General features: G+C 57.6%; 23 protein-coding genes. 11 read left to right on the forward strand and 12 right to left on the reverse strand.

All coding sequences use genetic code 11. The features are described 5' to 3' along the window. Window positions 1-34 precede the first annotated feature (34 nt). The 6 genes from C8N31_RS12465 to phoB all read left to right on the forward strand — a co-directional run bounded on the left by C8N31_RS12465 (window position 35) and on the right by phoB (window position 6,251). Window positions 35-1,090, forward strand: coding sequence for a substrate-binding domain-containing protein (locus C8N31_RS12465; protein WP_025046334.1), 1,056 nt, complete (start codon window positions 35-37; stop codon window positions 1,088-1,090). An 88-nt stretch (window positions 1,091-1,178) separates the two neighbouring features. Beyond that, complete coding sequence (gene pstC / locus C8N31_RS12470; RefSeq protein ID WP_420834936.1) at window positions 1,179-2,693, forward strand: phosphate ABC transporter permease subunit PstC; 1,515 nt, start codon at window positions 1,179-1,181, stop codon at window positions 2,691-2,693. Further along, entirely contained in the window at window positions 2,690-4,021 is a 1,332-nt protein-coding gene (pstA, locus tag C8N31_RS12475; protein ID WP_025046332.1) for a phosphate ABC transporter permease PstA, read from the forward strand. Before pstC ends, pstA begins: the two co-directional genes overlap by 4 nt. Before the next feature lie 14 nt (window positions 4,022-4,035). Continuing rightward, window positions 4,036-4,845, forward strand: coding sequence for a phosphate ABC transporter ATP-binding protein PstB (pstB, locus tag C8N31_RS12480; protein WP_025046331.1), 810 nt, complete (start codon window positions 4,036-4,038; stop codon window positions 4,843-4,845). Between the two features lie 4 nt (window positions 4,846-4,849). After that, window positions 4,850-5,557 carry a phosphate signaling complex protein PhoU gene (gene phoU / locus C8N31_RS12485; RefSeq protein WP_025046330.1) on the forward strand — a complete coding sequence of 236 codons (708 nt, stop codon included), beginning with the start codon at window positions 4,850-4,852 and terminating at the stop codon, window positions 5,555-5,557. 4 nt (window positions 5,558-5,561) lie between these two features. Next, the gene (gene phoB, locus C8N31_RS12490) at window positions 5,562-6,251 is read left to right on the forward strand and encodes a phosphate regulon transcriptional regulator PhoB (RefSeq protein ID WP_025046329.1); all 690 of its coding nucleotides are present in this window, start codon (window positions 5,562-5,564) and stop codon (window positions 6,249-6,251) included. 28 nt (window positions 6,252-6,279) lie between these two features. Here the strand turns inward: phoB and C8N31_RS12495 are convergent, their stop codons facing one another. After that, window positions 6,280-7,383: a M24 family metallopeptidase gene (locus tag C8N31_RS12495; RefSeq protein WP_025046328.1), complete on the reverse strand. Its 1,104-nt coding sequence runs from the start codon at window positions 7,381-7,383 to the stop codon at window positions 6,280-6,282. Between the two features lie 389 nt (window positions 7,384-7,772). Here C8N31_RS12495 and C8N31_RS12500 point away from each other — a divergent pair, with 389 nt between their 5' ends. The 3 genes from C8N31_RS12500 (at window position 7,773) to C8N31_RS12510 (ending at window position 9,633) form a co-directional block, all read left to right on the forward strand. Beyond that, the gene (locus C8N31_RS12500) at window positions 7,773-8,252 is read left to right on the forward strand and encodes a hypothetical protein (RefSeq protein ID WP_025046327.1); all 480 of its coding nucleotides are present in this window, start codon (window positions 7,773-7,775) and stop codon (window positions 8,250-8,252) included. Between the two features lie 188 nt (window positions 8,253-8,440). Beyond that, window positions 8,441-8,881 carry a type II 3-dehydroquinate dehydratase gene (gene aroQ, locus C8N31_RS12505; protein WP_025046326.1) on the forward strand — a complete coding sequence of 147 codons (441 nt, stop codon included), beginning with the start codon at window positions 8,441-8,443 and terminating at the stop codon, window positions 8,879-8,881. Next, complete coding sequence (locus C8N31_RS12510) at window positions 8,878-9,633, forward strand: LuxR family transcriptional regulator (protein WP_025046325.1); 756 nt, start codon at window positions 8,878-8,880, stop codon at window positions 9,631-9,633. Before aroQ ends, C8N31_RS12510 begins: the two co-directional genes overlap by 4 nt. A 345-nt stretch (window positions 9,634-9,978) precedes the next feature. Here C8N31_RS12510 and tsf read toward each other — a convergent pair whose 3' ends face one another. After that, window positions 9,979-10,854, reverse strand: coding sequence for a translation elongation factor Ts (tsf, locus tag C8N31_RS12515; protein WP_025046324.1), 876 nt, complete (start codon window positions 10,852-10,854; stop codon window positions 9,979-9,981). A gap of 73 nt (window positions 10,855-10,927) precedes the next feature. Continuing rightward, window positions 10,928-11,734: a 30S ribosomal protein S2 gene (gene rpsB, locus C8N31_RS12520; protein WP_025046323.1), complete on the reverse strand. Its 807-nt coding sequence runs from the start codon at window positions 11,732-11,734 to the stop codon at window positions 10,928-10,930. 258 nt (window positions 11,735-11,992) lie between these two features. On the opposite strand from rpsB, the gene C8N31_RS12525 reads away from it, so the two are divergent. Continuing rightward, the gene (locus C8N31_RS12525; RefSeq protein ID WP_025046322.1) at window positions 11,993-12,562 is read left to right on the forward strand and encodes a PA14 domain-containing protein; all 570 of its coding nucleotides are present in this window, start codon (window positions 11,993-11,995) and stop codon (window positions 12,560-12,562) included. On the opposite strand, the gene olsA is transcribed toward C8N31_RS12525, so the two are convergent. The 3 genes from olsA to C8N31_RS12540 form a co-directional block, all read right to left on the reverse strand. Next, window positions 12,550-13,404, reverse strand: coding sequence for a lyso-ornithine lipid O-acyltransferase (gene olsA, locus C8N31_RS12530; RefSeq protein WP_025046321.1), 855 nt, complete (start codon window positions 13,402-13,404; stop codon window positions 12,550-12,552). The genes C8N31_RS12525 and olsA overlap by 13 nt on opposite strands. Continuing rightward, on the reverse strand, window positions 13,401-14,165 hold the full coding sequence (gene olsB / locus C8N31_RS12535) for an L-ornithine N(alpha)-acyltransferase (RefSeq protein WP_025046320.1): 765 nt from the start codon (window positions 14,163-14,165) through the stop codon (window positions 13,401-13,403). The genes olsA and olsB overlap by 4 nt, the downstream gene beginning before the upstream one ends. A 141-nt stretch (window positions 14,166-14,306) precedes the next feature. Beyond that, on the reverse strand, window positions 14,307-14,495 hold the full coding sequence (locus tag C8N31_RS12540) for a DUF3553 domain-containing protein (RefSeq protein ID WP_025046319.1): 189 nt from the start codon (window positions 14,493-14,495) through the stop codon (window positions 14,307-14,309). A gap of 32 nt (window positions 14,496-14,527) precedes the next feature. Between C8N31_RS12540 and C8N31_RS12545 the strand changes: the two genes are divergently transcribed. Next, window positions 14,528-15,118 (forward strand): histidine phosphotransferase family protein, encoded by a 591-nt coding sequence (locus C8N31_RS12545; protein WP_231476652.1) that lies wholly within the window; start codon window positions 14,528-14,530, stop codon window positions 15,116-15,118. Between the two features lie 16 nt (window positions 15,119-15,134). Here the strand turns inward: C8N31_RS12545 and C8N31_RS12550 are convergent, their stop codons facing one another. From C8N31_RS12550 to rpmA, 6 genes are all read right to left on the reverse strand, one after another. Further along, window positions 15,135-16,400: a glutamate-5-semialdehyde dehydrogenase gene (locus tag C8N31_RS12550; RefSeq protein WP_025046317.1), complete on the reverse strand. Its 1,266-nt coding sequence runs from the start codon at window positions 16,398-16,400 to the stop codon at window positions 15,135-15,137. 58 nt (window positions 16,401-16,458) lie between these two features. After that, entirely contained in the window at window positions 16,459-17,565 is a 1,107-nt protein-coding gene (proB, locus tag C8N31_RS12555) for a glutamate 5-kinase (RefSeq protein WP_025046316.1), read from the reverse strand. Continuing rightward, on the reverse strand, window positions 17,553-18,587 hold the full coding sequence (gene obgE, locus C8N31_RS12560) for a GTPase ObgE (RefSeq protein ID WP_025046315.1): 1,035 nt from the start codon (window positions 18,585-18,587) through the stop codon (window positions 17,553-17,555). Before obgE ends, proB begins: the two co-directional genes overlap by 13 nt. A 21-nt stretch (window positions 18,588-18,608) precedes the next feature. After that, window positions 18,609-19,145, reverse strand: a complete 537-nt coding sequence (locus C8N31_RS12565) for a GNAT family N-acetyltransferase (RefSeq protein WP_025046314.1) — start codon at window positions 19,143-19,145, stop codon at window positions 18,609-18,611. Between the two features lie 2 nt (window positions 19,146-19,147). Continuing rightward, entirely contained in the window at window positions 19,148-19,750 is a 603-nt protein-coding gene (locus C8N31_RS12570) for a LysE family translocator (protein WP_025046313.1), read from the reverse strand. Window positions 19,751-19,972: 222 nt separating this feature from the next. Continuing rightward, window positions 19,973-20,242, reverse strand: a complete 270-nt coding sequence (gene rpmA, locus C8N31_RS12575; protein WP_025046312.1) for a 50S ribosomal protein L27 — start codon at window positions 20,240-20,242, stop codon at window positions 19,973-19,975. Window positions 20,243-20,253 lie beyond the last annotated feature (11 nt).

Raw genomic sequence — 20,253 nt, forward strand, 5'->3', positions numbered from 1 at the left:
GGGGTGATCACCGATTTGACTGACAGGAGACATCATGTCGCTGACAAAACTCACCACATCCGCGCTGGCCATTGCCGCCGTTTCTGCCACTGCTGCCGCCGCGCGCGATCAGGTGCAGGTTGCCGGGTCGTCGACCGTGCTGCCATACGCCTCCATCGTTGCCGAAGCTTTTGGCGAAAACTTTGACTTTCCAACACCAGTTGTTGAATCCGGCGGTTCCTCTGCTGGCCTCAAGCGGTTCTGCGAAGGTGTGGGCGAAAACACCATCGACGTCGCCAACGCATCGCGCAAGATCAAAGAAAAAGAGATCAAGGTTTGCGCCGAGAACGGTGTGACTGACATCATCGAAGTGCGCGTTGGATATGATGGCATTGTCTTTGCCTCCGACATCAACGGCGAGACCTTCGCGTTCACCCCAACCGATTGGTACAAAGCCCTGTCCGAAACGCTGGTGATGGACGGTAAGGTTGTCGCAAACCCTTACACCATGTGGAACGAGGTCAACGCAGACTTCCCCGCGCAGCCCATTCAGGCCTATGTGCCCGGCACCAAGCACGGCACACGCGAAGTGTTCGAAGACAAGGTGATCCTCGCGGGCTGTGAAGCCACCGGCGATTTCGAGGTGTTCCTGGCTGCCGCAACCGGCGACAGCGACAAAGCCAAGAAAAAAGCCGCTGAGAAGGCCTGCATCGCGCTGCGCACCGACGGCAAATCCGTGGACATCGACGGTGACTACACCGAAACACTGGCCCGCATTGAAAGCAACAAAGACGGCATCGGCGTTTTTGGTCTGGCGTTCTATGAGAACAACACGGACAAGCTTCAAGTCGCGACCATGTCCGGCGTTGTGCCTTCAACCGAAAGCATCGCAACCGGCGAATACCCTGTGTCGCGCCCGCTGTTCTTTTACGTCAAGAAAGCCCACATCGGCGTGATCCCCGGCCTGAAAGAATACGCAGAGTTCTTCGTGGCGGATGAGATCGCTGGCCCCGATGGCCCATTGGCAGAATACGGTCTGGTCTCCGATCCGGAGCTTGCCGAGACACAAGAAACCGTTTCCGGCGAAGCGGTTATGGGCGGCGGCTCCTAAGCCCCGACCCTGATGATCCAGACCGGAGGCTGCAGCGCTGTGGCCTCCGGTTTTTTGACTGAATTGAACAAATAGCGGAACCAGCAAGATGACGGCGACAATTGCCACTACGTTTCTCGGAGTGCCGCTTGGCATGGCGCTGTTTGTCGCTGTGCTGGCGATTGCGCTTTTGGGCTACGTCATGGCCCGCGGCCGGGTTATGGCCCGTGCAGGCGGCGATGCGAGGGTGTTGCACTCCTTGCCAAATTATTACGGAATGACAGCGGCGATGTTTGCCGCTGTTCCCGCGCTTGGGGTCTTGCTGATCTGGCTTTTGGCGCAGCCTACCGTGGTGCAGAACGCGGTACTGCCGCTGATCCCTGCGGACAAGATTGACAGCGTCGGTACACAAAGCCTGATCCTGTCGGATGTGCGCCGCGTGGCGGATGGGCTGGACATTGCGCTGTCTCAGGGGGCGCTGACCAGGGCGGACATTGCCGCGATGGCAGATGATCCATCTGCGCTGCGCGCCACGCTGGGCGAAGTGGGCGTGGCGCTCGGGTCTGAGGTCGAACCCTTTGTTCTGGCAGCGGCGCAGAAATCGCGGGCCTTGAACGGGCAGGGACGGTTCTGGATGGCGGCAGCGGTGCTGCTGATTGCGCTGGCCGGTCTTGCGCTTGCGGTACGTGCCGCAGATCCGGACTTCCGCGCCCGCAACATCGTGGAACGTGGCATTCTGGTGCTGCTGATTGTGGCGGCTTCATTAGCGATCCTGACCACTGTGGGCATCGTGCTGTCGATGCTGTTTGAATCGATCAATTTCTTCCGCTTGCATGACTGGAAGGATTTCTTCCTTGGTCCCAAGTGGGCACCCAACTTTCGCGGGGACAGTGATCTGTCAATCCTGCCCTTGCTTTGGGGCACGCTCTATATTTCCATCATTGCGCTGCTGGTGGCGGTGCCGATTGGCCTGTTCTCGGCGATTTATCTCAGTGAATACGCCGGTCCCAAGCTGCGCGGCATTGCCAAGCCGCTGCTTGAGATCCTCGCCGGTATTCCGACCATCGTCTATGGTCTCTTTGCCCTGTTGACGGTTGGCCCCGCCTTGGTACGCCTGTTCGGGCGCGGCGAGGACGGGATCTTGGGCGTCGAATGGATGAGCGGCGCGACATCTGTCCTGACGGCGGGCCTGGTCATGGGCATCATGTTGATCCCGTTTGTTTCCTCCCTGTCAGATGACATCATCAACGCGGTTCCACAAAGCCTGCGGGACGGGTCATTCGGCCTTGGCGCGACGCATTCGGAAACCGTACGGCAGGTGATCCTGCCCGCCGCTTTGCCTGGGATTGTCGGCGCGGTGCTGCTGGCCGCCAGCCGCGCCATTGGCGAGACCATGATCGTGGTGCTGGGGGCAGGGGCCATTGCCCGCGTCTCGGTCAATCCGCTGGAGGCCATGACCACAATCACCACCCGCATTGTCAGCCAGTTGACCGGTGATACCGACTTTGCCTCGCCAGAGACATTGGTCGCCTTTGCGCTGGGTCTGACACTGTTTGTTCTGACGCTGGGGCTGAATGTTCTGGCGCTTTATATCGTGCGCAAATACCGGGAGCAGTACGAATGACCGATATCACCCCATCGGGTGCATCCCTGCTGGTGCAGGACGCCCGCACCCAAAAGCGCAACCGCGCCGAGGCCCGGTTCAAGATGTATGGTTTGGCCGCGATTGCCGTTGGCCTGCTGATGCTGGTGATCTTGTTGACCACCATCATCTCGCGGGGCACGGGCGCCTTTCAACAGACCTATGTCACGCTTGAGGTGCCATTGCTGGAGGCCAAGCTGGACAAGAAGGGCAACCGCGATTTGGCTGACATCAAGAAGGTTTCAACCTTTGGCTATGCGCCCTTGATGAAGGCCGCCTTTGAAGAAAAGGTTGCCGCAGCCGGGATTGAGACCAGTTTGAAATCCAAACAAATGGCGGCGCTTTTGTCCAAGGATGCGGCCGCCACCTTGCGGAACTATGTCCTGCAAGATGTTGATGTTATTGGTCAAACAATTGAGTTTGAGTTTCTGACCAACAGCCGCGTTGATGGCTACCTTAAGGGCCGAGTGTCCCGAGACAGCATGGCAAATGACAAAAGCATCAATGCAGCCCAGCTTGATCTGGTGGATGCATTGATCGCAGATGGCAGCCTGCGCAAACGCTTCAATCTGGATTTCATCACTGGCGCGGATGCCTCTGACCAACGGCCCGAAGCGGCAGGTATGGGCGTGGCGATGATTGGCTCTTTCTTCATGATGCTCGTGGTGCTGGCGCTGGCGCTGCCCATTGGCGTAGCGGCCTCGATCTATCTTGAGGAGTTTGCCCCGAAAAACTGGATCACCGACATTATCGAGGTGAATATTTCCAATCTTGCGGCAGTGCCATCCATCGTCTTTGGTATTCTGGGTCTGGCGGTGTTTATCAACTATATGCACCTGCCCAATTCTGCGCCTTTGGTGGGTGGTCTGGTGCTGACGCTGATGACCTTGCCGACGATCATCATTTCCACCCGTGCCTCGCTCAAATCGGTGCCGCCGTCGATCCGTGATGCGGCGCTGGGGGTCGGAGCCTCCAAGATGCAATCGGTGTTCCATCATGTGCTGCCTCTGGCCGCGCCGGGTATCCTGACCGGCACCATTATCGGGCTGGCACAGGCGCTTGGCGAGACCGCGCCGCTGTTGCTGATTGGGATGGTCGGCTTTATCGCCTCGAACCCGCCCGATGGCATCACCTCTGGCTTGATGGACCCAAACTCCGCCATGCCCGCCCAGATCTATGAATGGGCCAAACGTGCCGACCCGGCATTTTATGAACGCGCCTGGGGTGGTATCATCATCCTGCTGGTGTTCCTGATCACAATGAACGCAATTGCCGTGCTGCTGCGCCGCCGGTTTGAGCGGCGTTGGTAAAAAGGCCCGATCCCATGAGAGATAACATTATTTCGGAGAAAGACGTGATGCAGAACCAAACGGCGCATCCCGCCAAAATCGCGGCCCGCAATGTGCAGGTTTACTATGGCGACACCCATGCGATCAAAGACGTGAATGTGGATATCGAGGCCAATACCGTGACCGCCTTTATCGGCCCGTCCGGCTGTGGCAAGTCCACCTTTCTGCGCTGCATCAACCGGATGAACGACACCATTGATGTGTGCCGCGTTGAGGGAGACATCCGCATTGATGGCGAGGATATCTATGACCGAAAGGTCGATCCGGTGCAGCTGCGTGCCAAGGTGGGCATGGTGTTCCAAAAACCGAACCCGTTTCCCAAGTCTATCTATGACAATGTGGCTTACGGCCCGCGCATTCACGGATTGGCCCGGAATAAGGCGGAACTGGATGATATCGTTGAGAAAGCCCTGCGCCGCGGTGCGATCTGGAACGAGGTCAAAGACCGTTTGCATGCGCCGGGTACTGGCCTGTCTGGCGGCCAGCAACAGCGCCTGTGCATTGCCCGTGCGGTGGCCACTGAACCCGAGGTTTTGCTGATGGATGAGCCCTGTTCGGCCCTTGATCCGATTGCCACTGCACAGGTCGAGGAACTGATTGACGAGCTGCGCCAAAGCTATTCGGTGGTGATCGTCACCCACTCCATGCAGCAGGCCGCACGGGTCAGTCAGAAAACCGCGTTTTTCCACCTCGGCAATCTGGTCGAGTTTGGCGAAACAGACAAGATTTTCACCGCGCCGGAAGATCCGCGCACCGAAAGCTATATCACCGGACGGATTGGATAATATCATGCAAGATCAACATATTGCATCCGCTTTTGACCGTGACCTAGAATCCATTCAGGCGCAGATCATGAAAATGGGCGGCCTGGTGGAAGATGCCATTCGGCTGGGCGCACAATCGCTGGATACGCGCGATGAGGAACTGGCCGAAAAGGTGCGGGCAGGGGACCGGGCCATCGATGGGCTGGAAGAGCTGATCAATGATCAGGCGGCGCGTCTGATTGCGCTGCGTGCGCCTGCGGCGATTGATCTGCGGCTGGTGTTGAGCGTGATCAAGATCAGTGCCAATCTCGAACGCATCGGTGACTATGCCAAAAACATGGCCAAGCGCACCGGGGTTCTGTCGCAAATGCCGCCAGTGAATGACAGCGCCGGTTCGATCCGCCGCATGGCCCGCACAGTTGAAGCGATGCTGAAAGATGCGCTTGATGCCTATATCCAGCGTGATGCCGATCTGGCGCTGGACATTATCGCCCGCGATGAAGATCTCGATCAGATGTACAATGCGCTCTTCCGTGAATTCTTGACCTTCATGATGGAAGACCCGCGCAACATCACTGCCTGCATGCACCTGCATTTCATCGCCAAAAACGTGGAACGCATGGGCGATCACGTTACGTCCATCGCCGAACAGGTGGTCTATCTGGTGACGGGTGTTGCCCCGGCAGATGCCCGCCCAAAGGCGGATGAAACCTCCGTGGCATCAAAGGCTTAAGGTGATGAGTGTGACACAGCCGCAGGTCTTGCTGGTCGAAGACGAACCGGCACAGCGCGAAGTTCTGGCCTATAATCTTGAGGCCGAAGGTCTTGCGGTGACACAGGCACAAAACGGCGAGGAAGCAATGCTTTTGGTGGCTGAGGCCGCGCCGGATCTGGTGATCCTGGATTGGATGATGCCGCTGATGAGCGGGATCGAGGTCTGCCGCCAGCTCAAGACCCGCGACGACACGCGCCATATTCCGGTGATCATGCTATCGGCGCGTTCCGAAGAGGTGGATGCCGTACGCGGCCTGGAAACTGGCGCGGATGATTACATCATCAAACCCTATTCCATGCGCGAGCTGATGGCACGTGTGCGCAACCAATTGCGCCGCTCGCGGCCGGCGGCGACCGGCGCGTCATTGTCTTATCAGGACATTGCACTTGATACCGAAAGCCACCGGGTCAGCCGCGCGGATCAAGAGCTGAAGCTTGGTCCAACTGAGTACCGGCTATTGGTGACTTTGCTTGAAAAACCGGGGCGCGTGTTCAGCCGTGATCAACTGCTTGACCACGTTTGGGGCCGCGACATCTATGTCGATACACGCACCGTTGACGTGCACATTGCACGGCTGCGCAAGGCGTTGACGCGCCATGGAGGCGACGACCCGATCCGGACGGTGCGCGGCGCAGGATATGCCTTGGGGTAGGGGGCGGATGCCCCCTTTTTCAAGCTGTTCAACCGTTGGAAATCACCAAATCCCGAGGCAGGTTTGAAAGGATTTCAGCGCCGTTTTCTCGCATAATAACAATATCTTCTAGCCTAATACCAAAGCGTTGCTTTAAGTAAGTGCCCGGCTCAATGGAAAACACATTTCCAACTTCCAGAACGGTGTCAGACGTCGCCGTGATATAGGGCGGCTCATGCACATCAATGCCGACACCATGGCCCAAACGGTGCAGGAATTCTTTGCCATATCCGGCCTCAGTGATGTGATCCCGCGCCACCTTATCCAGCTCTGAGGCTTTCATACCGGGCCGAGCCGCATTAACGGCGGCTTGAACAGCACCTTCGACCACTGCGGCAACCTTGAGAAATTCCGCATCTGGATCGCCAAACCAGCCACAGCGTGTCATATCAGAGGGATACCCTTGATATCGGCACCCCGTGTCGACCAAGATGGCCATATCACGCTCCAGCCGGGTTTGACCGGTGTGATGATGGGGAAACGCGCCATTGGCACCAAAGCCGACGATCGTGAATTCCGGCACAGCGCCATTGGCCTTGTAATAGTCGCGAATGATGGTTTGTAGCTCCATCTCCGTCATACCTTCGCGCAGGGATGCAAAGCCGTGTTTCGCTGCCGCATCATTGAGCAAAGCCGATGCCTTAAGTGCCTGATATTCCGCGTCATCTTTCAAACCACGCAGATAGCCGACGGTTTGATGCAGAAAGCTGTGGTTTGGCTGATCCAATGTGCCGAGCAACAACAGGGAGAAATCCGTGCGCATGGTCTCGTCCAAGGCAATGCTTAGCCCGGTTTGTTTTGCGTCAACAGCGCTTAACAGATCGTCAAGGGCTTGGTCCGGGCCGTCGGCATCATCCCAGCAAAAGAACGGCAGATCGGTTTTCTGGCGCGCGCTGTCGGCGTTGAGGCCTGGCATCAGGAAGCCTGCAGCGGTTGCGCTGACCATCAACATCACGGGGCGTTCGTCGCCATGCGGGCTGAGACCAGTGAGCCACATCATATGACTGCTTGGCCCGGCGACCACCAGATCGACGCCAGTGTCAGCCATCCGTTGGCGCAGCCGTGTCAGTCGAGATTGATAAAGGTCGGTCATGGTTTCTCCAGTGCCTGTGTCGCGCATTTTGTGCAAAGTGCTAGGCTGTGACGCAGGCAAAGGCAATTGCTGGTTTTTCACCATGTGGAGGGTTGGCGGGTTTGGATTGGTGTTTGGCTTTAATTCAGTGGGTTACTGGGTAAAGTTGCGTGTTTAGGTGAGCCTGAGTGAACGCTAAAGTTACATAATACTGATTATAAGATATCGGGAATGCCAAAATGCAGGCAAGCTGGTGTTCAAAACCACACCGGAAAACGCTGGTTCGTCGTCATGTGCGCATATCCCCTTCTAAAACCGGCCAACCATTCGGGGTTGAACTACATTTGATATTCCACCACTAGAGGTAGTGATTTGAGACTGAGCCATGGGCCCAATCTATCTAAAACGGAATGCGCAAAATGCCTAAGATACTTCGAAACAAATTTCAGAATTTCGCCAAAGGTTCGGCTTTGGTTATTGGTTTGCTATTTGCGGCCTCTCAGGCGGATGCCATGTGCCGTGGTACGCCTGTAATCAAGCTGAGCGATGGCAGCACGGGATGTGTGATCAAGAAAGAGCCGACAGAGATCACGCGCACAAGGTCGATGGTTGGCGCTGGGGCTCCGGCGAGGCTCAGCTCCGCGATGAATGGCGCTGTGGTTGAGATTAACTATGCTGGTGAAAACGCTGGCAGCAAGATTAGTCGCACCCTCGTCGCAAAACGTGCAAAGGAGATTTGCCTGACCTTCAACAAAGAGCTTCTTGAAGAAGTCAAAAAACCGGGGAATCCATTTATGGTCGTGGTGCAGACCTGGGGAAAGAACCCGCAATCGGCCAAGCGGACGTTCTTTACAAAGACCTGCTGGATCAAACGGGGAAAGCGTCCTTAGTGCAAAAAAACCGGGGGTTTGCCCCCTCCTCCCGGTTTGTTCGCATGGTTTGGTCGCCGCGCTGAACTGGTTACAAACATGCGGAAATGCACCACTTCTTCCATAAGTTGCGGCTGCATGCTGCGCTGTTGCTGGACAGCGCGGCCTATGGGCCGTTAACTGATTGTATTGAATATGTGAGTTCCGCAATGCCATCTGTTTTGATCCTGAACGGCCCGAACCTGAACCTGCTTGGCACCCGCCAGCCCGAGGTTTATGGCGTCACCACTTTGGCCGATGTTGAAGAACTGTGTACCGATGCCGGTGCGGCGCTTGGGTTTGATGTGGCATGTGCCCAGTCCAACCATGAAGGTGTGTTGATTGATCAGATCCATGCCGCCAAAGGCACCCATGACGGGATCGTCCTCAATGCCGGCGCTTTTACCCATACTTCGATCGCATTGATGGATGCGATTGCCTCGGTTGAATTGCCGGTTGTCGAAGTGCATCTGAGCAATATTCACGCCCGTGAAAGCTTTCGCCATCGGTCCTATATTGCGCCGGTGGCTGTTGGCCAGATCTGCGGATTTGGGGCTAAGGGATATGTTCTGGCGCTGGACGCCCTCGCGGATGTTTTTGCGCGAAAATGAGCTTGCAAGAATATCTCGACGGCTTGGTACGGTGTCCCTCTTTGGAAGAATTGTGGGATCTCCATACCCAGAAAATGGCCGAATACGGCTTTGACCGGCTGATCTATGGGTATACCCGCTACCGGACCTCTACCTCGCTTGGTGATCCCGAAGATTTTATCATTCTGACCAACCACTGCCGGACCTATACGGATGAATTCCTGGGGGGTGGTCTCTATTACGATGCGCCCATGGTGCATTGGGCGCTGGCCAATGATGGCGCGTGCAGCTGGACGGTGATGCATGAAATGGCGCAGGCCAAGGGCATGACCCCTGCTGTGGAACGGGTGTTGGATTTTAATCGCCGTATGGGGGTGCTTGCGGGTTATACGGTCAGCTTCAAATCGATCTCCGCACGGTCCAAAGGTGCCATTGCATTGACTGCGCGGCGCGATCTTGACCAGGCGGCGGTGGATGCGATTTGGGACCAGCATGGCGATGATATCAAGGTGATGAACGATGTCGCCCATCTCAAAATCCTCACCCTGCCCCAGAACACCGCCAAACACGCCCTGACCCCGCGCCAGCGCGAGGCATTGCAGTGGGTTGGCGATGGCAAAACCACGCAGGATATCGCGCTGTTAATGGGGTTAACGGCGGCGACAGTGGAAAAACACTTGCGGCTGGCGCGTGAATCGATGGGCGTGGAAACAACGGCCCAAGCGGTTCTGAAGGCGGCCTTCACCAACCAGATGTTTGTGATGGACGTCTGATCCGGTCCAAAGGTATGGAATCCCATACTGGCGCGGGTTGGCGTCATGACGCAAGGTAAGCCCGTCCCGTGTACGCGGTTTGGCCGTGGGACGCTGCCCAGTATACCCTTTTGATTATGAGGCTCTGTCCGGGTTCCTGTTTGGTTGGGGCTTTTTTCGTTTCGGCTGGCAGGGTTTTGCGCTCACCGTCCCAGCGCAACCTGGGGCGAGCGTATAGGCGGGCTTTGCCTCTCGGTCAAAGTCCGCCTATCTTTTTCCCCTGCCCCATTTGACCATTTGGTCCGGCCATAAAAAAGGGCGGTCCCGATGTCGGAACCGCCCCAAATACGTAGCTTGATGAGTGGCTTAGCCCTGTGCGGCTTTCGCAACTTCAGCAGCAAAGTCTTCTTTGACCACTTCGATGCCTTCGCCGACTTCGAGACGGACAAAACCGGTGATGGTTGCGCCGGCCTCTTTGGCGGCGTCGCCAACGGTCAGGTCAGGGTTCACAACAAACGCCTGGTTCAGCAGTGTCACTTCGGACATGTACTTTTTCATGCGGCCGACGATCATTTTCTCGATCACGGCTTCCGGCTTGCCGGATTCACGTGCGATGTCCATCTGGACCTGCTTTTCTTTTTCGACAACCGCCGCGTCAAGATCAGCCTCAGACAGGGACGCAGGGTTCACAGCGGCGATGTGCATCGCAACCTGTTTGCCAAACGCCTCATCACCGCCGGTCATTGCAACCAAAACGCCGATTTTGCCCATGCCAGGTGCCGCTGCGTTGTGGACGTAAGACACAACCACGTCGCCGTCGATCGCGGACATGCGGCGCACCGACATGTTTTCGCCAATCACAGCAACCGCATCTGTCACGGTCTGTTCGACGGTCTTGCCGCCCATGTCAGCCGCTTTCAACGCGTCCAGATCAGCCGTGTTCAACGCAACCTCTGCGATGCCGCCAACCATTTTCTGGAAGTCAGCGTTCTTACCAACAAAGTCGGTTTCAGAGTTCACTTCAACCGCGACACCGTGGCCGCCATTAACCTGAACAGCCACCAGACCTTCGGCCGCTGTACGGCCAGATTTCTTGGCCGCTTTGGCCAGACCTTTGGTGCGCAGCCAATCAACCGCGGCTTCCATGTCGCCGTTGTTTTCGGTCAGCGCCTTCTTGGCGTCCATCATGCCTGCGCCGGTGCTGTCGCGCAGTTCTTTCACCATAGATGCTGTAATCGCCATCTTTTGGTTCTCCTTTGAAATCACGGGGTCTGGGGCAGGTCATCCCTGCCCCATATGTCACGCATGTGACAGCTTAGGCTTTTTCTTCAGCAGCCGGAGCGTCAGCGACAGCTTCCGCTGGCACTTCTTCAACCAGCGCTTCTTCGACGGGTGCTTCTTCCATCGCGCCCAGATCAACGCCTGCCGCGCCCAGCTGTGCGGACATGCCGTCCAGTGCTGCGCGGGCTGCCAGATCGCAGTACAGCGCAATTGCGCGTGCCGCGTCGTCGTTGCCAGGAATGATGTAGTCGATGCCGTCTGGCGGGCAGTTGGTGTCAACCACAGCCACAACTGGAATGCCCAGTTTGTTGGCTTCGGCCACGGCCAGCGCTTCTTTTTTCACGTCGATGACGAAAATCAGGTCAGGACGACCGCCCATTTCGCGGATACCGCCAAGGGATGCTTCGAGTTTGGCCTGGTCACGTTCCATGCCCAGACGCTCTTTTTTGGTCAGACCTTCAAAGCCGCGCTCGGACTGTTCGTCGATGTTTTTCAGACGGTTGATGGACTTGGACACGGTCTGCCAGTTGGTCAGTGTGCCGCCGAGCCAACGGTGGTTCATGTAATACTGTGCGCATTTTTCAGCGGCTTCGGCCACAGGCTGCGAGGCCTGACGCTTGGTACCAACAAAAAGGATGCTGCCGCCTTTGGCGACGGTTTCACGGATCACAACCAGCGCCTGTTCCAGCAAGGGAACGGTCTGTGTCAGGTCCATGATGTGGATGCCGTTGCGCGCGCCGTAGATGAACGGACCCATACGTGGGTTCCAGCGCTGCGTCTGGTGGCCGAAGTGTACGCCTGCTTCAAGCAATTGGCGCATGGAGAACTCAGGAAGAGCCATGTCTTTATACCTTTCCGGTTTAGCCTCATCGGGGGTATGACAGCGGATGCTGCCAACCGGCGGACGTTTGAGGATTTCTCCCCCAAAGGCCCAACCCCGACTGCGGGTTCAAGTGCCGCGCGTATAGATCAGCATCCGGTCAAGTGCAAGGGGCCATGGGCGCAATCGTGATCTGGGCGCCCTGCCCCTGTAATTGTGGACAAATGACGCGGAGTTGCTCAGGGTATGATCATAAAAAGACCATCAGGGGAACACCACATGATCAAACTGACATCTGCGGCCTTTGCCGCTTTGTTGGCCGCGCCCGCGCTTGCGGCGCCGCTGACCCTCACACCTGCCGATCCGCAACCTGCCGCTGGCGATCTGACACCCGGACTGGCAGTGTCCTATGCCTATCCCAAGGAGGTGCGCACGCTGGAACAGGCCGATGCTGCCCTGCGCAAGGCCAAGCCCGGCCCGGCCCTTGTTGGGCTGTCCTATCTCGATGGCGATGATGGTGATCTGACGCTGACCTCGACCTCTCATAAAAAGGTCGCAGCCGAGATCACCGGTTATCTGCGGTTTGACGCGGCGGGCACATTCGAGATCGATTTTTTCAGCAATGATGGCATCCGCGTGGAACTGGGCGGGCAGCAGGTCGCGCTTTATGACGAGGTCCACGCCTGCGAATCCGCCGGCTTGCAAGAGGTCGAAGTGCCGGTTGCCGGTTGGTACGCGATCAAAGCCACTTATTTTCAGCGCAAAGGCACCGCCTGTCTGATGATGGATTGGAATGCAGACGGATCTATCGGACCTGTGCCAGATAGCGCCTTTGCCTATTCCGAGTGATCGTTAACCTTTTGATCGGGGCTGGACAGCTGATGCCCTGACCGCACGGCCACTTCGCTGGCCTGTGCCAATGCCTTGCGGTTGGCATAGTCGCGCACCGGCATCGGCGCATGATAATCAACATGTACCCGGCCTTGGCGGGCCGGGGCCAATGTCGCCAATAGATGCGATCCAAAGGACATATCCCCCCACCAGCCATAAAACCGAGGGTCCGTACCCTCTGGCGCGAAATAGGTGATCGTCACCGGCTGAACCGCAATCTCGTCCTTCAAGTTCTCGGCAAAGAACGCCTGAAACAGCGTTGTTTTAAAAGGGATAACCTGCATTCCGTCGGTGCTGGTTCCCTCGGGAAAGAACAACAACTTATGCCCCGCCAGCAGCCGCGCCTCGAAGACTTGGGTTTGCTCCTTGGCCTTGGCAGGGTTGCGTTCGATAAACACGGTGCCGGTTGCCCGCGCCAGCCAGCCAATACCCGGCCAGCTGGCCACTTCGGATTTTGATACGAAATAAATCCGCTTGGCCGCGTTCAGCACAAAGATATCTAGCCATGAGGAATGATTGGCCACAACCGCCCCGCGTCCCTTCATCACATTGCCGCTGTTGGAATAACCGATCCCCAGAATGCGCAGCGCGTTGCGGCAGACAAACTGGGTGATATGCGGCGTTACAGGTCGGTGCAGCCCGTAAAGCGGCTGTTCGATCAGCCGCACGATCAGCAAGATCAGCAGCCCGCCAAACACCAGCAGGCCAAGCGCAACCACCCGCAGAATGACCCGCACCCAACCCCAGAAACGGATCGGCGGAAAGGCTGGCGGCACGCCACTGTCCCATGCGATGCTCATCTGTGATCTCCGCGATAGATTTTGGATTGGCGGGCGTTCATTTGATGGGTGTCCATGATCAGGCAGACATCAACCGTGTTGAAATCATGATCGACATAAGCCCCTTCTCCAACCATGCCGCCAAGGCGCAGATAGGCTTTGATCAAGCTGGGCATTTGCAGCATGGCAGCTTTTCGATCCAGATCAGCTTCGTCCAGTAAGTCCATGCTTTGGAACGATGTATCCCTTGCTTTTACCCGCAGCTTTGGCGATGCAAGATGGCGATGGTGCAAAAAGGACAATGGTTGTTTCAACGCAGCAACATCCGTGCCATGGAAACTTGCCACCCCGAAAAGCACCTCAATTTCATGCTTTGCGATGTACTCGGCAAGGCCCGACCACAGGTGATGCATCGCCATGCCGCCGCGGTAATCGGGATGCAGACAAGACCGCCCCAGCTCAAGAATACGCCGCCCGCAGGTTTCAAGCGGGGTCAGGTCGTATTCGCCGGAGGAATAGAACCCCCCTGCCCGCAACGCCATGTGTTGTTGCATCAAACGGTAAACGCCAACCACCGCGCCTGTGCGGTCATCAAACAGCAAAAGGTGATCGAGAAAGGGATCAAAGCGGTCTCGTTCGAGGCCCGCATCATGATCCACCATGGCGCCGCCGCCGCCCAGTTCCGAGACAAAAACATCATAGCGCAGGCGCTGCGCTGCTTCGAGATCTGCGTTGGTTTCCGCCAGTCTGACATGAAACCCGCCGGTCGCCTGTTGGGTCATCGGCATGTGATACCCCTTTGATGCGTTCGCGGTCTGATAGGCAATTCACCCCCGATGCGCAATATCGCAACTTCCTGCCGCTGCCCCATTCGCAGCGCGGCAGCCATTAACTAAATCTTTCGTAAATTAACTCTTTTTCAATCAAGATGTGCCATCAAAAACGGGCAACAACGCAATTCGGAAACTGTCTATGACAATTTTGCCTTCGTCCCTGAAGTTCACGGTCAACTTGCCGCCGACATTGCTTTGGACTTGTCCGATGCCCCACTCCGGGCGATCGGGATGGCGGGCCAACATGCCGGGCGTGAAAATCGCATTCAAATCTTCCATCATGTCGCCTTTCAAACGCATTGGAGATGCCCATGACCGCGCCTAACCTTGTGGCATTGGTGGGCAGCCGGATCTGCCATGATCTGATATCCCCCATCGGGGCAATCAACAATGGGCTTGAATTGATGTCGCTCTCCGGCGCTGGCGCGGGGCCGGAAATGTCATTGATCGGGGAAAGTGTCGGCAACGCCAGCGCCCGCATCCGGTTTTTCCGCATTGCGTTTGGTGCTGCGGGTGATCAGATGATTGGCCAGACCGAGGTTTGCGCGATCCTGCGCGATCTTTATGAGGGCGGTCGTTTGACCGTGCATTGGCGCCCCACCACGCCGCAGCCAAGGGCGGCTGTGCGTCTGGCGTTTCTGGGGTTGCTGTGCTGCGAAACCGCGATGCCCTATGGCGGCAGGCTTGAGATCGCACAGCATCAAGGCGATTGGTCCCTTACGGCGCAGGCAGACCGGTTGAACATCGATAGCGGGCTATGGGCCATGTTGTCGGGTGCCGCCGTCACTGACGCCCTGTTGCCCGCGCATGTTCAATTTGGCCTGGTCCCGCAGATTGCATCTGAGGAAGGCCGTAAAATCATCGTCCAGTCAGATGAGACCCGCCTGACGCTGACCTTTTGACCGCGGCGCCCTGCCTCTAGGCGCGGACTGTTCCGTCACCCGTCACCAGATATTTGAAACTGGTCAGCTGCGCCGCGCCTACCGGGCCGCGGGCGTGCATTTTGCCGGTAGCAATGCCAATCTCAGCACCCATGCCAAATTCGCCGCCATCGGCAAATTGGGTTGAGGCATTGTGCATCAGGATCGCGGAATCCAGCCGGTTCATAAAGGTCTGCGCCGCCTGCGCGTCTTCGGTCAGGATACAATCGGTGTGGTTCGAGCCATAGCGCCGGATGTGATCAATTGCCCCCTCCAGATCAGGGACAACCTTGGCCGCAATGATCATATCAAGGTATTCATGCCCCCAATCGTCAGCTGTGGCAGCCTTGGTGCCTTCGATCCCCGACAGTGCCTCATCCACGCGCAGTTCGACGCCCGCGTCGATCAAGGCACACACAACGCCTTGCCCGATGGTGCTGGCCACATCCTGATGAATAAGCAGGCATTCCGCCGCGCCGCAAATGCCGGTGCGCCGGGTCTTGGCATTCAACACCACTTTCAGCGCTTTTTCAGGATCGGCGTCTTTGTCAATATAGATATGCACGATGCCTTCGAGGTGGGCAAAAACCGGCACCCGCGCATCGCGTTGCACCAGCCCAACAAGCCCCTTACCGCCGCGCGGCACGATCACATCGATTGTGTCCGTCATAGTAAGCATCTCGCTCACTGCTGCGCGGTCACGGGTGGGTACCAGTTGCACCGCATCCTCTGGCAGCTGCGCGTCGCGCAGGCCCTGTTGCAGACAGCCATGAATGGCTTGTGAGGAGTGAAAGCTTTCCGAGCCGCCGCGCAGGATCACCGCATTCCCGGCCTTGAGGCACAGTGCCCCGGCATCAGCGGTCACATTGGGACGGCTTTCATAGATTACGCCAATCACACCTAAAGGGGTGCGCACCCGTTTGATGTTCAGGCCTGTGGGCTGGTCCCATTCGGCCAGAACCTCGCCGATCGGGTCAGGCTGTTCGGCGACACTGCGCAACCCGTCGACCATTCCCTGAACCCGCTCCTCGTTCAGCATCAACCGATCCATCATCGCATCTGACAGCCCTTTGTCGCGGCCATAGTCGAGGTCTTTTGCGTTGGCAGCGATGATCTCGGCGCGGCGTTGCCAGACGGTTTCGGCGGCGCTGATCAATGCGGCATGCTTGCGTTCGGCATTGGCGCTAGCAAGGGCCGCCGAGGCAGCTTTGGCGCGGGCGCCGATATCGGCCATCAACGCGGGAATGTTATCGATGTCTTTCATGGTGTTAGGCCTGATATCTGATCTGTTGCATTAAGGCGTTATTCGTCGGTGTGAGGTGCTAAAGTGCCATATCATCGCGGTGAATCAAAGCGGCACGTCCCGGATAGCCAAGGATCGCTTCGATCTCGTCACTGCGGTGGCCGGCGATCTGCGCGGCCTCTTGCGAGGCATAACGGGTCAATCCGGTGCCGATCACATGGCCCTCAGGGGTCAGCAGCGCAACTGTGTCACCGCGGCCAAAGTCACCGGACACGGCCGATACACCGGCGGGCAACAAGGACTTGCCACGAGACAAGGCCGCGACCGCGCCTGCATCCAGCGTGATGCTGCCCTGCGGTTTCATTGCGGCGATCCAGCGTTTGCGTGCCGCTTGCGGATCTACCTGCGCGGTGAACCATGTGGCGTTTGCGCCCTCTTCCAATGCGGTGAGCGGGCGCAAAACCGACCCTTCGGTGATCGCCATGGCACAACCGGCGGCGGTTGCGGTGCGCGCCGCCATCACCTTGGTTTTCATGCCGCCTTTGCTGAGCCCTGATCCGGCATCGCCTGCCATCGCCTCAATCTCGGGCGTGATGGCGTCAATGACGTCATAACGGATCGCTGTGGGATCATCACTAGGGTTGCCGCTGTAGAATCCGTCCACATCGGACAGCAGGATCAACTGATCCGCGCCCACGGTCACAGCGATCTGCGCGGCAAGGCGATCATTGTCGCCAAAGCGGATTTCGTCGGTGGCGACGGTGTCATTTTCATTCACAATCGGCACCACGCCAAGGCTCAGAAGCTGTTCCATCGTGGCGCGGCTGTTGAGGTAGCGGCGGCGGTCCGCGCTGTCCTCTAGGGTGACCAGTACCTGCGCGGTGGTTATGCCATGGGGCGCGAGTGCCTCCTCGTAGGCGCGGGCCAGACGGATCTGGCCAACTGCGGCCGCAGCTTGCGATTGTTCAAGCGCCAGCGTTGTGCGCGGCAGACCAAGTACGCCTCGCCCTAAAGCGATGGAGCCGGAGGAGACCAGAACAACATCGCATCCTAAACCCTTGAGCCAGCTCACATCTTGCGCCAGCCCCAGCAACCAGTCTGATCGCAATGCGCCGGTGTTCCGGTCCACCAGCAAGGCAGACCCGATCTTGATTACGATACGTTTGGCGTCTGTTAGGGTTGCCACGGCGCTACGTCTTCTTGGGGACGGTGGCGCAACCGGTCATCGTCAATTTCGCCGCGCAATGTGCGCAAGACTTCAGTCACGCCTTCGCGGGCTACGCCAGACATCAACATAACCGGACCGCCAGAAGCTTTTTCCAATTCAGCAGAAGCGCTTGCACGTTCCTCTTCATCAAGTGCATCAACTTTATTGAGCACGGTCACACGCGGTTTCTCGGCCAAATCACCGCCGTAAGCTTCCAACTCGGTGATAATAGTTTGATAGTCTTCGGCGACAGTTTCGGATGTGCCATCCACCAGATGCAACAGCACGGCGCAGCGTTCCACATGGCCCAGAAACAGATCACCAAGCCCGCGCCCTTCGGAGGCGCCTTCGATCAGGCCGGGAATATCGGCAACCACAAATTCGGTGTTGTCCACACCGACGACGCCCAAGTTGGGGTGCAGCGTGGTAAACGGATAATCGGCGATCTTGGGGCGCGCGTTTGAGGTCGCGGCCAGAAACGTAGACTTGCCTGCGTTGGGCAGGCCCAGCAACCCCACATCGGCGATCAGCTTCAAGCGCAGCCAAAGTGTCCGTTCAACGCCCTCTTGGCCGGGGTTCGAACGGCGCGGCGCCTGGTTGGTGGCGGATTTGAAATGCAGGTTGCCAAAACCGCCGTTGCCGCCACGGGCCAATTGTACGCGCTGGCCCACTTCGGTCAGGTCGGTGATCACCGTTTCCTGATCTTCGTCCAAAATCTCGGTACCGACGGGGACGCGCAGCACGATATCATCGCCATCCTTGCCGGTGCGCTGCTTGCCCATGCCGGGTTGCCCGTTCTTGGCAAAGAAATGCTGTTGATACCGAAAATCAATCAGCGTGTTCAACCCATCCACAGCCTCGGCCCAGACCGAACCGCCCGTGCCGCCGTCGCCGCCATCCGGGCCACCGTATTCGATGTATTTTTCACGCCGGAACGACACGCAGCCGCCTCCGCCCCCGCCGGAACGAATGTAGACTTTGCACAGGTCGAGAAACTTCATCGGGTGGCCTTTCGAAAGGGCTTAAAGCTTGCGGCTATAGGTCCATGTGGGTACGGCAGCGTCACGTGCCACACAATAGGTTTCCGCGTCGCCCAGATAGATAAACCCCGCATTTGTCAGCACTTTGGCCGAGGCGGGATTGTCATGATAGACAGCGGCAAACATCGCATCGTTTTGCAGCGGATTGGCGTCAACCAAAGCCTGCACGGCATCAGAGGCCAGATGGGTGTTCCAGAACGCGGGCGCGACCCAATAGCCAACCTCGGATTGGTTGCGGTCAAGGCGGGTCAGCGAGATCAAGCCCATCACCTCATCGCCGCCCGATTTCAGCCCGTCCATGACCCAAACGTCCTCTTCGCGCGGCTCAGCCATGGCGCGGGTGATGAAGGCCTCGATCGTGCCGGGGGGCAAGGGATGCGGGATCGATGAAGTGTTCTTGGCCACACGTGGATCGCTGGCGTACATTTCGATCAGACCCTGATCCGAGCGCCGCAATGGGCGCAGATCAAAGCGGTCTGTTGCAATCACCTGTTGGTTCACTATTTTTTGCATTTCCATCGTCATGTCCCTCCTCCGAACAGCACGAAAAGAACAGAGGCAACGGTGAGCGCCGCCAATATCCACATCAAATAAGGTTCACCCCGTGTCCCTGCCACGGTTTTTGCAATCCGATCACCTGCAAGTGTCCAAAGCGGATGCAAAATGATCTGGCAAGCCAGCAATACCGCAGCAATTGTTGCAGTTGCGATAAGGCTGGGCGTGCCGGGCGTCACAAAGGCGGTAAAACTGCCAACAATCATCGCCCATGCCTTGGGGTTGAGCGGGTGAACGATCAATCCTGCGGCAAAGCCCGGCGCGGTGCCGGTGTCTTTGCCCTGACCAAGGCGCAGATTGGCAACCTTCCAGGCCAGCCAAAAGATATAGGCGGCGCTGAGGTATTTGAGCGTTTCAAAGATCCATGGCGCGCGATCGGCCAGTTCCATCAGGCCAAAACCGATGGGCCAGATGATCAATTGCTTGCCAAGGGCGACGCCCACCACAAAAGGCAGCGCAGCGCGAAAGCCAAAGCGGGCACCGGTGGCCATCAGCGCCATATTGGCAGGGCCCGGTGTGCCGACCTGACTGGCGGCGAACACCGCAAGGGGAAAAATGGCGATGCTCATACGGTCGCCCCATGGTCATTGCCCAAGACCAACCGTCCGCCCACATCATCGCTGCACGCCAGGCGCAAACGCAGATTGCCATCTGCCAGAATGGGCTGGTCTGTTGTGGTCATGTCACCCTTCCTTTCTGGCTGGTGTGAACGGGATGATCTTGCGCGGAAAAAGAAAAGGGACCGGCGTTTCCGCCGATCCCTAAATTTTCTCAAACCTTGTGGGTACGGCTTATTCTGCGGCCTCCGCCACCGGCAGGACAGAAATAAACGTGCGGTTTTTGAGACCTTTGTGGAAGGTCACAGAGCCGTCAACAGTTGCGAAGATCGTGTGATCTTTGCCCATGCCAACGCCTTCGGCAGGCCAAAACTTGGTGCCGCGCTGACGCACGATGATGTTGCCGGGAATGACAGCTTCGCCGCCATATTTTTTCACGCCAAGACGACGACCAGCTGAGTCGCGTCCGTTACGGGATGAGCCGCCTGCTTTTTTATGTGCCATTTGGTCTCTCC

Source organism: Sulfitobacter mediterraneus, assembly GCF_003054325.1.
Classification (GTDB): domain Bacteria; phylum Pseudomonadota; class Alphaproteobacteria; order Rhodobacterales; family Rhodobacteraceae; genus Sulfitobacter; species Sulfitobacter mediterraneus.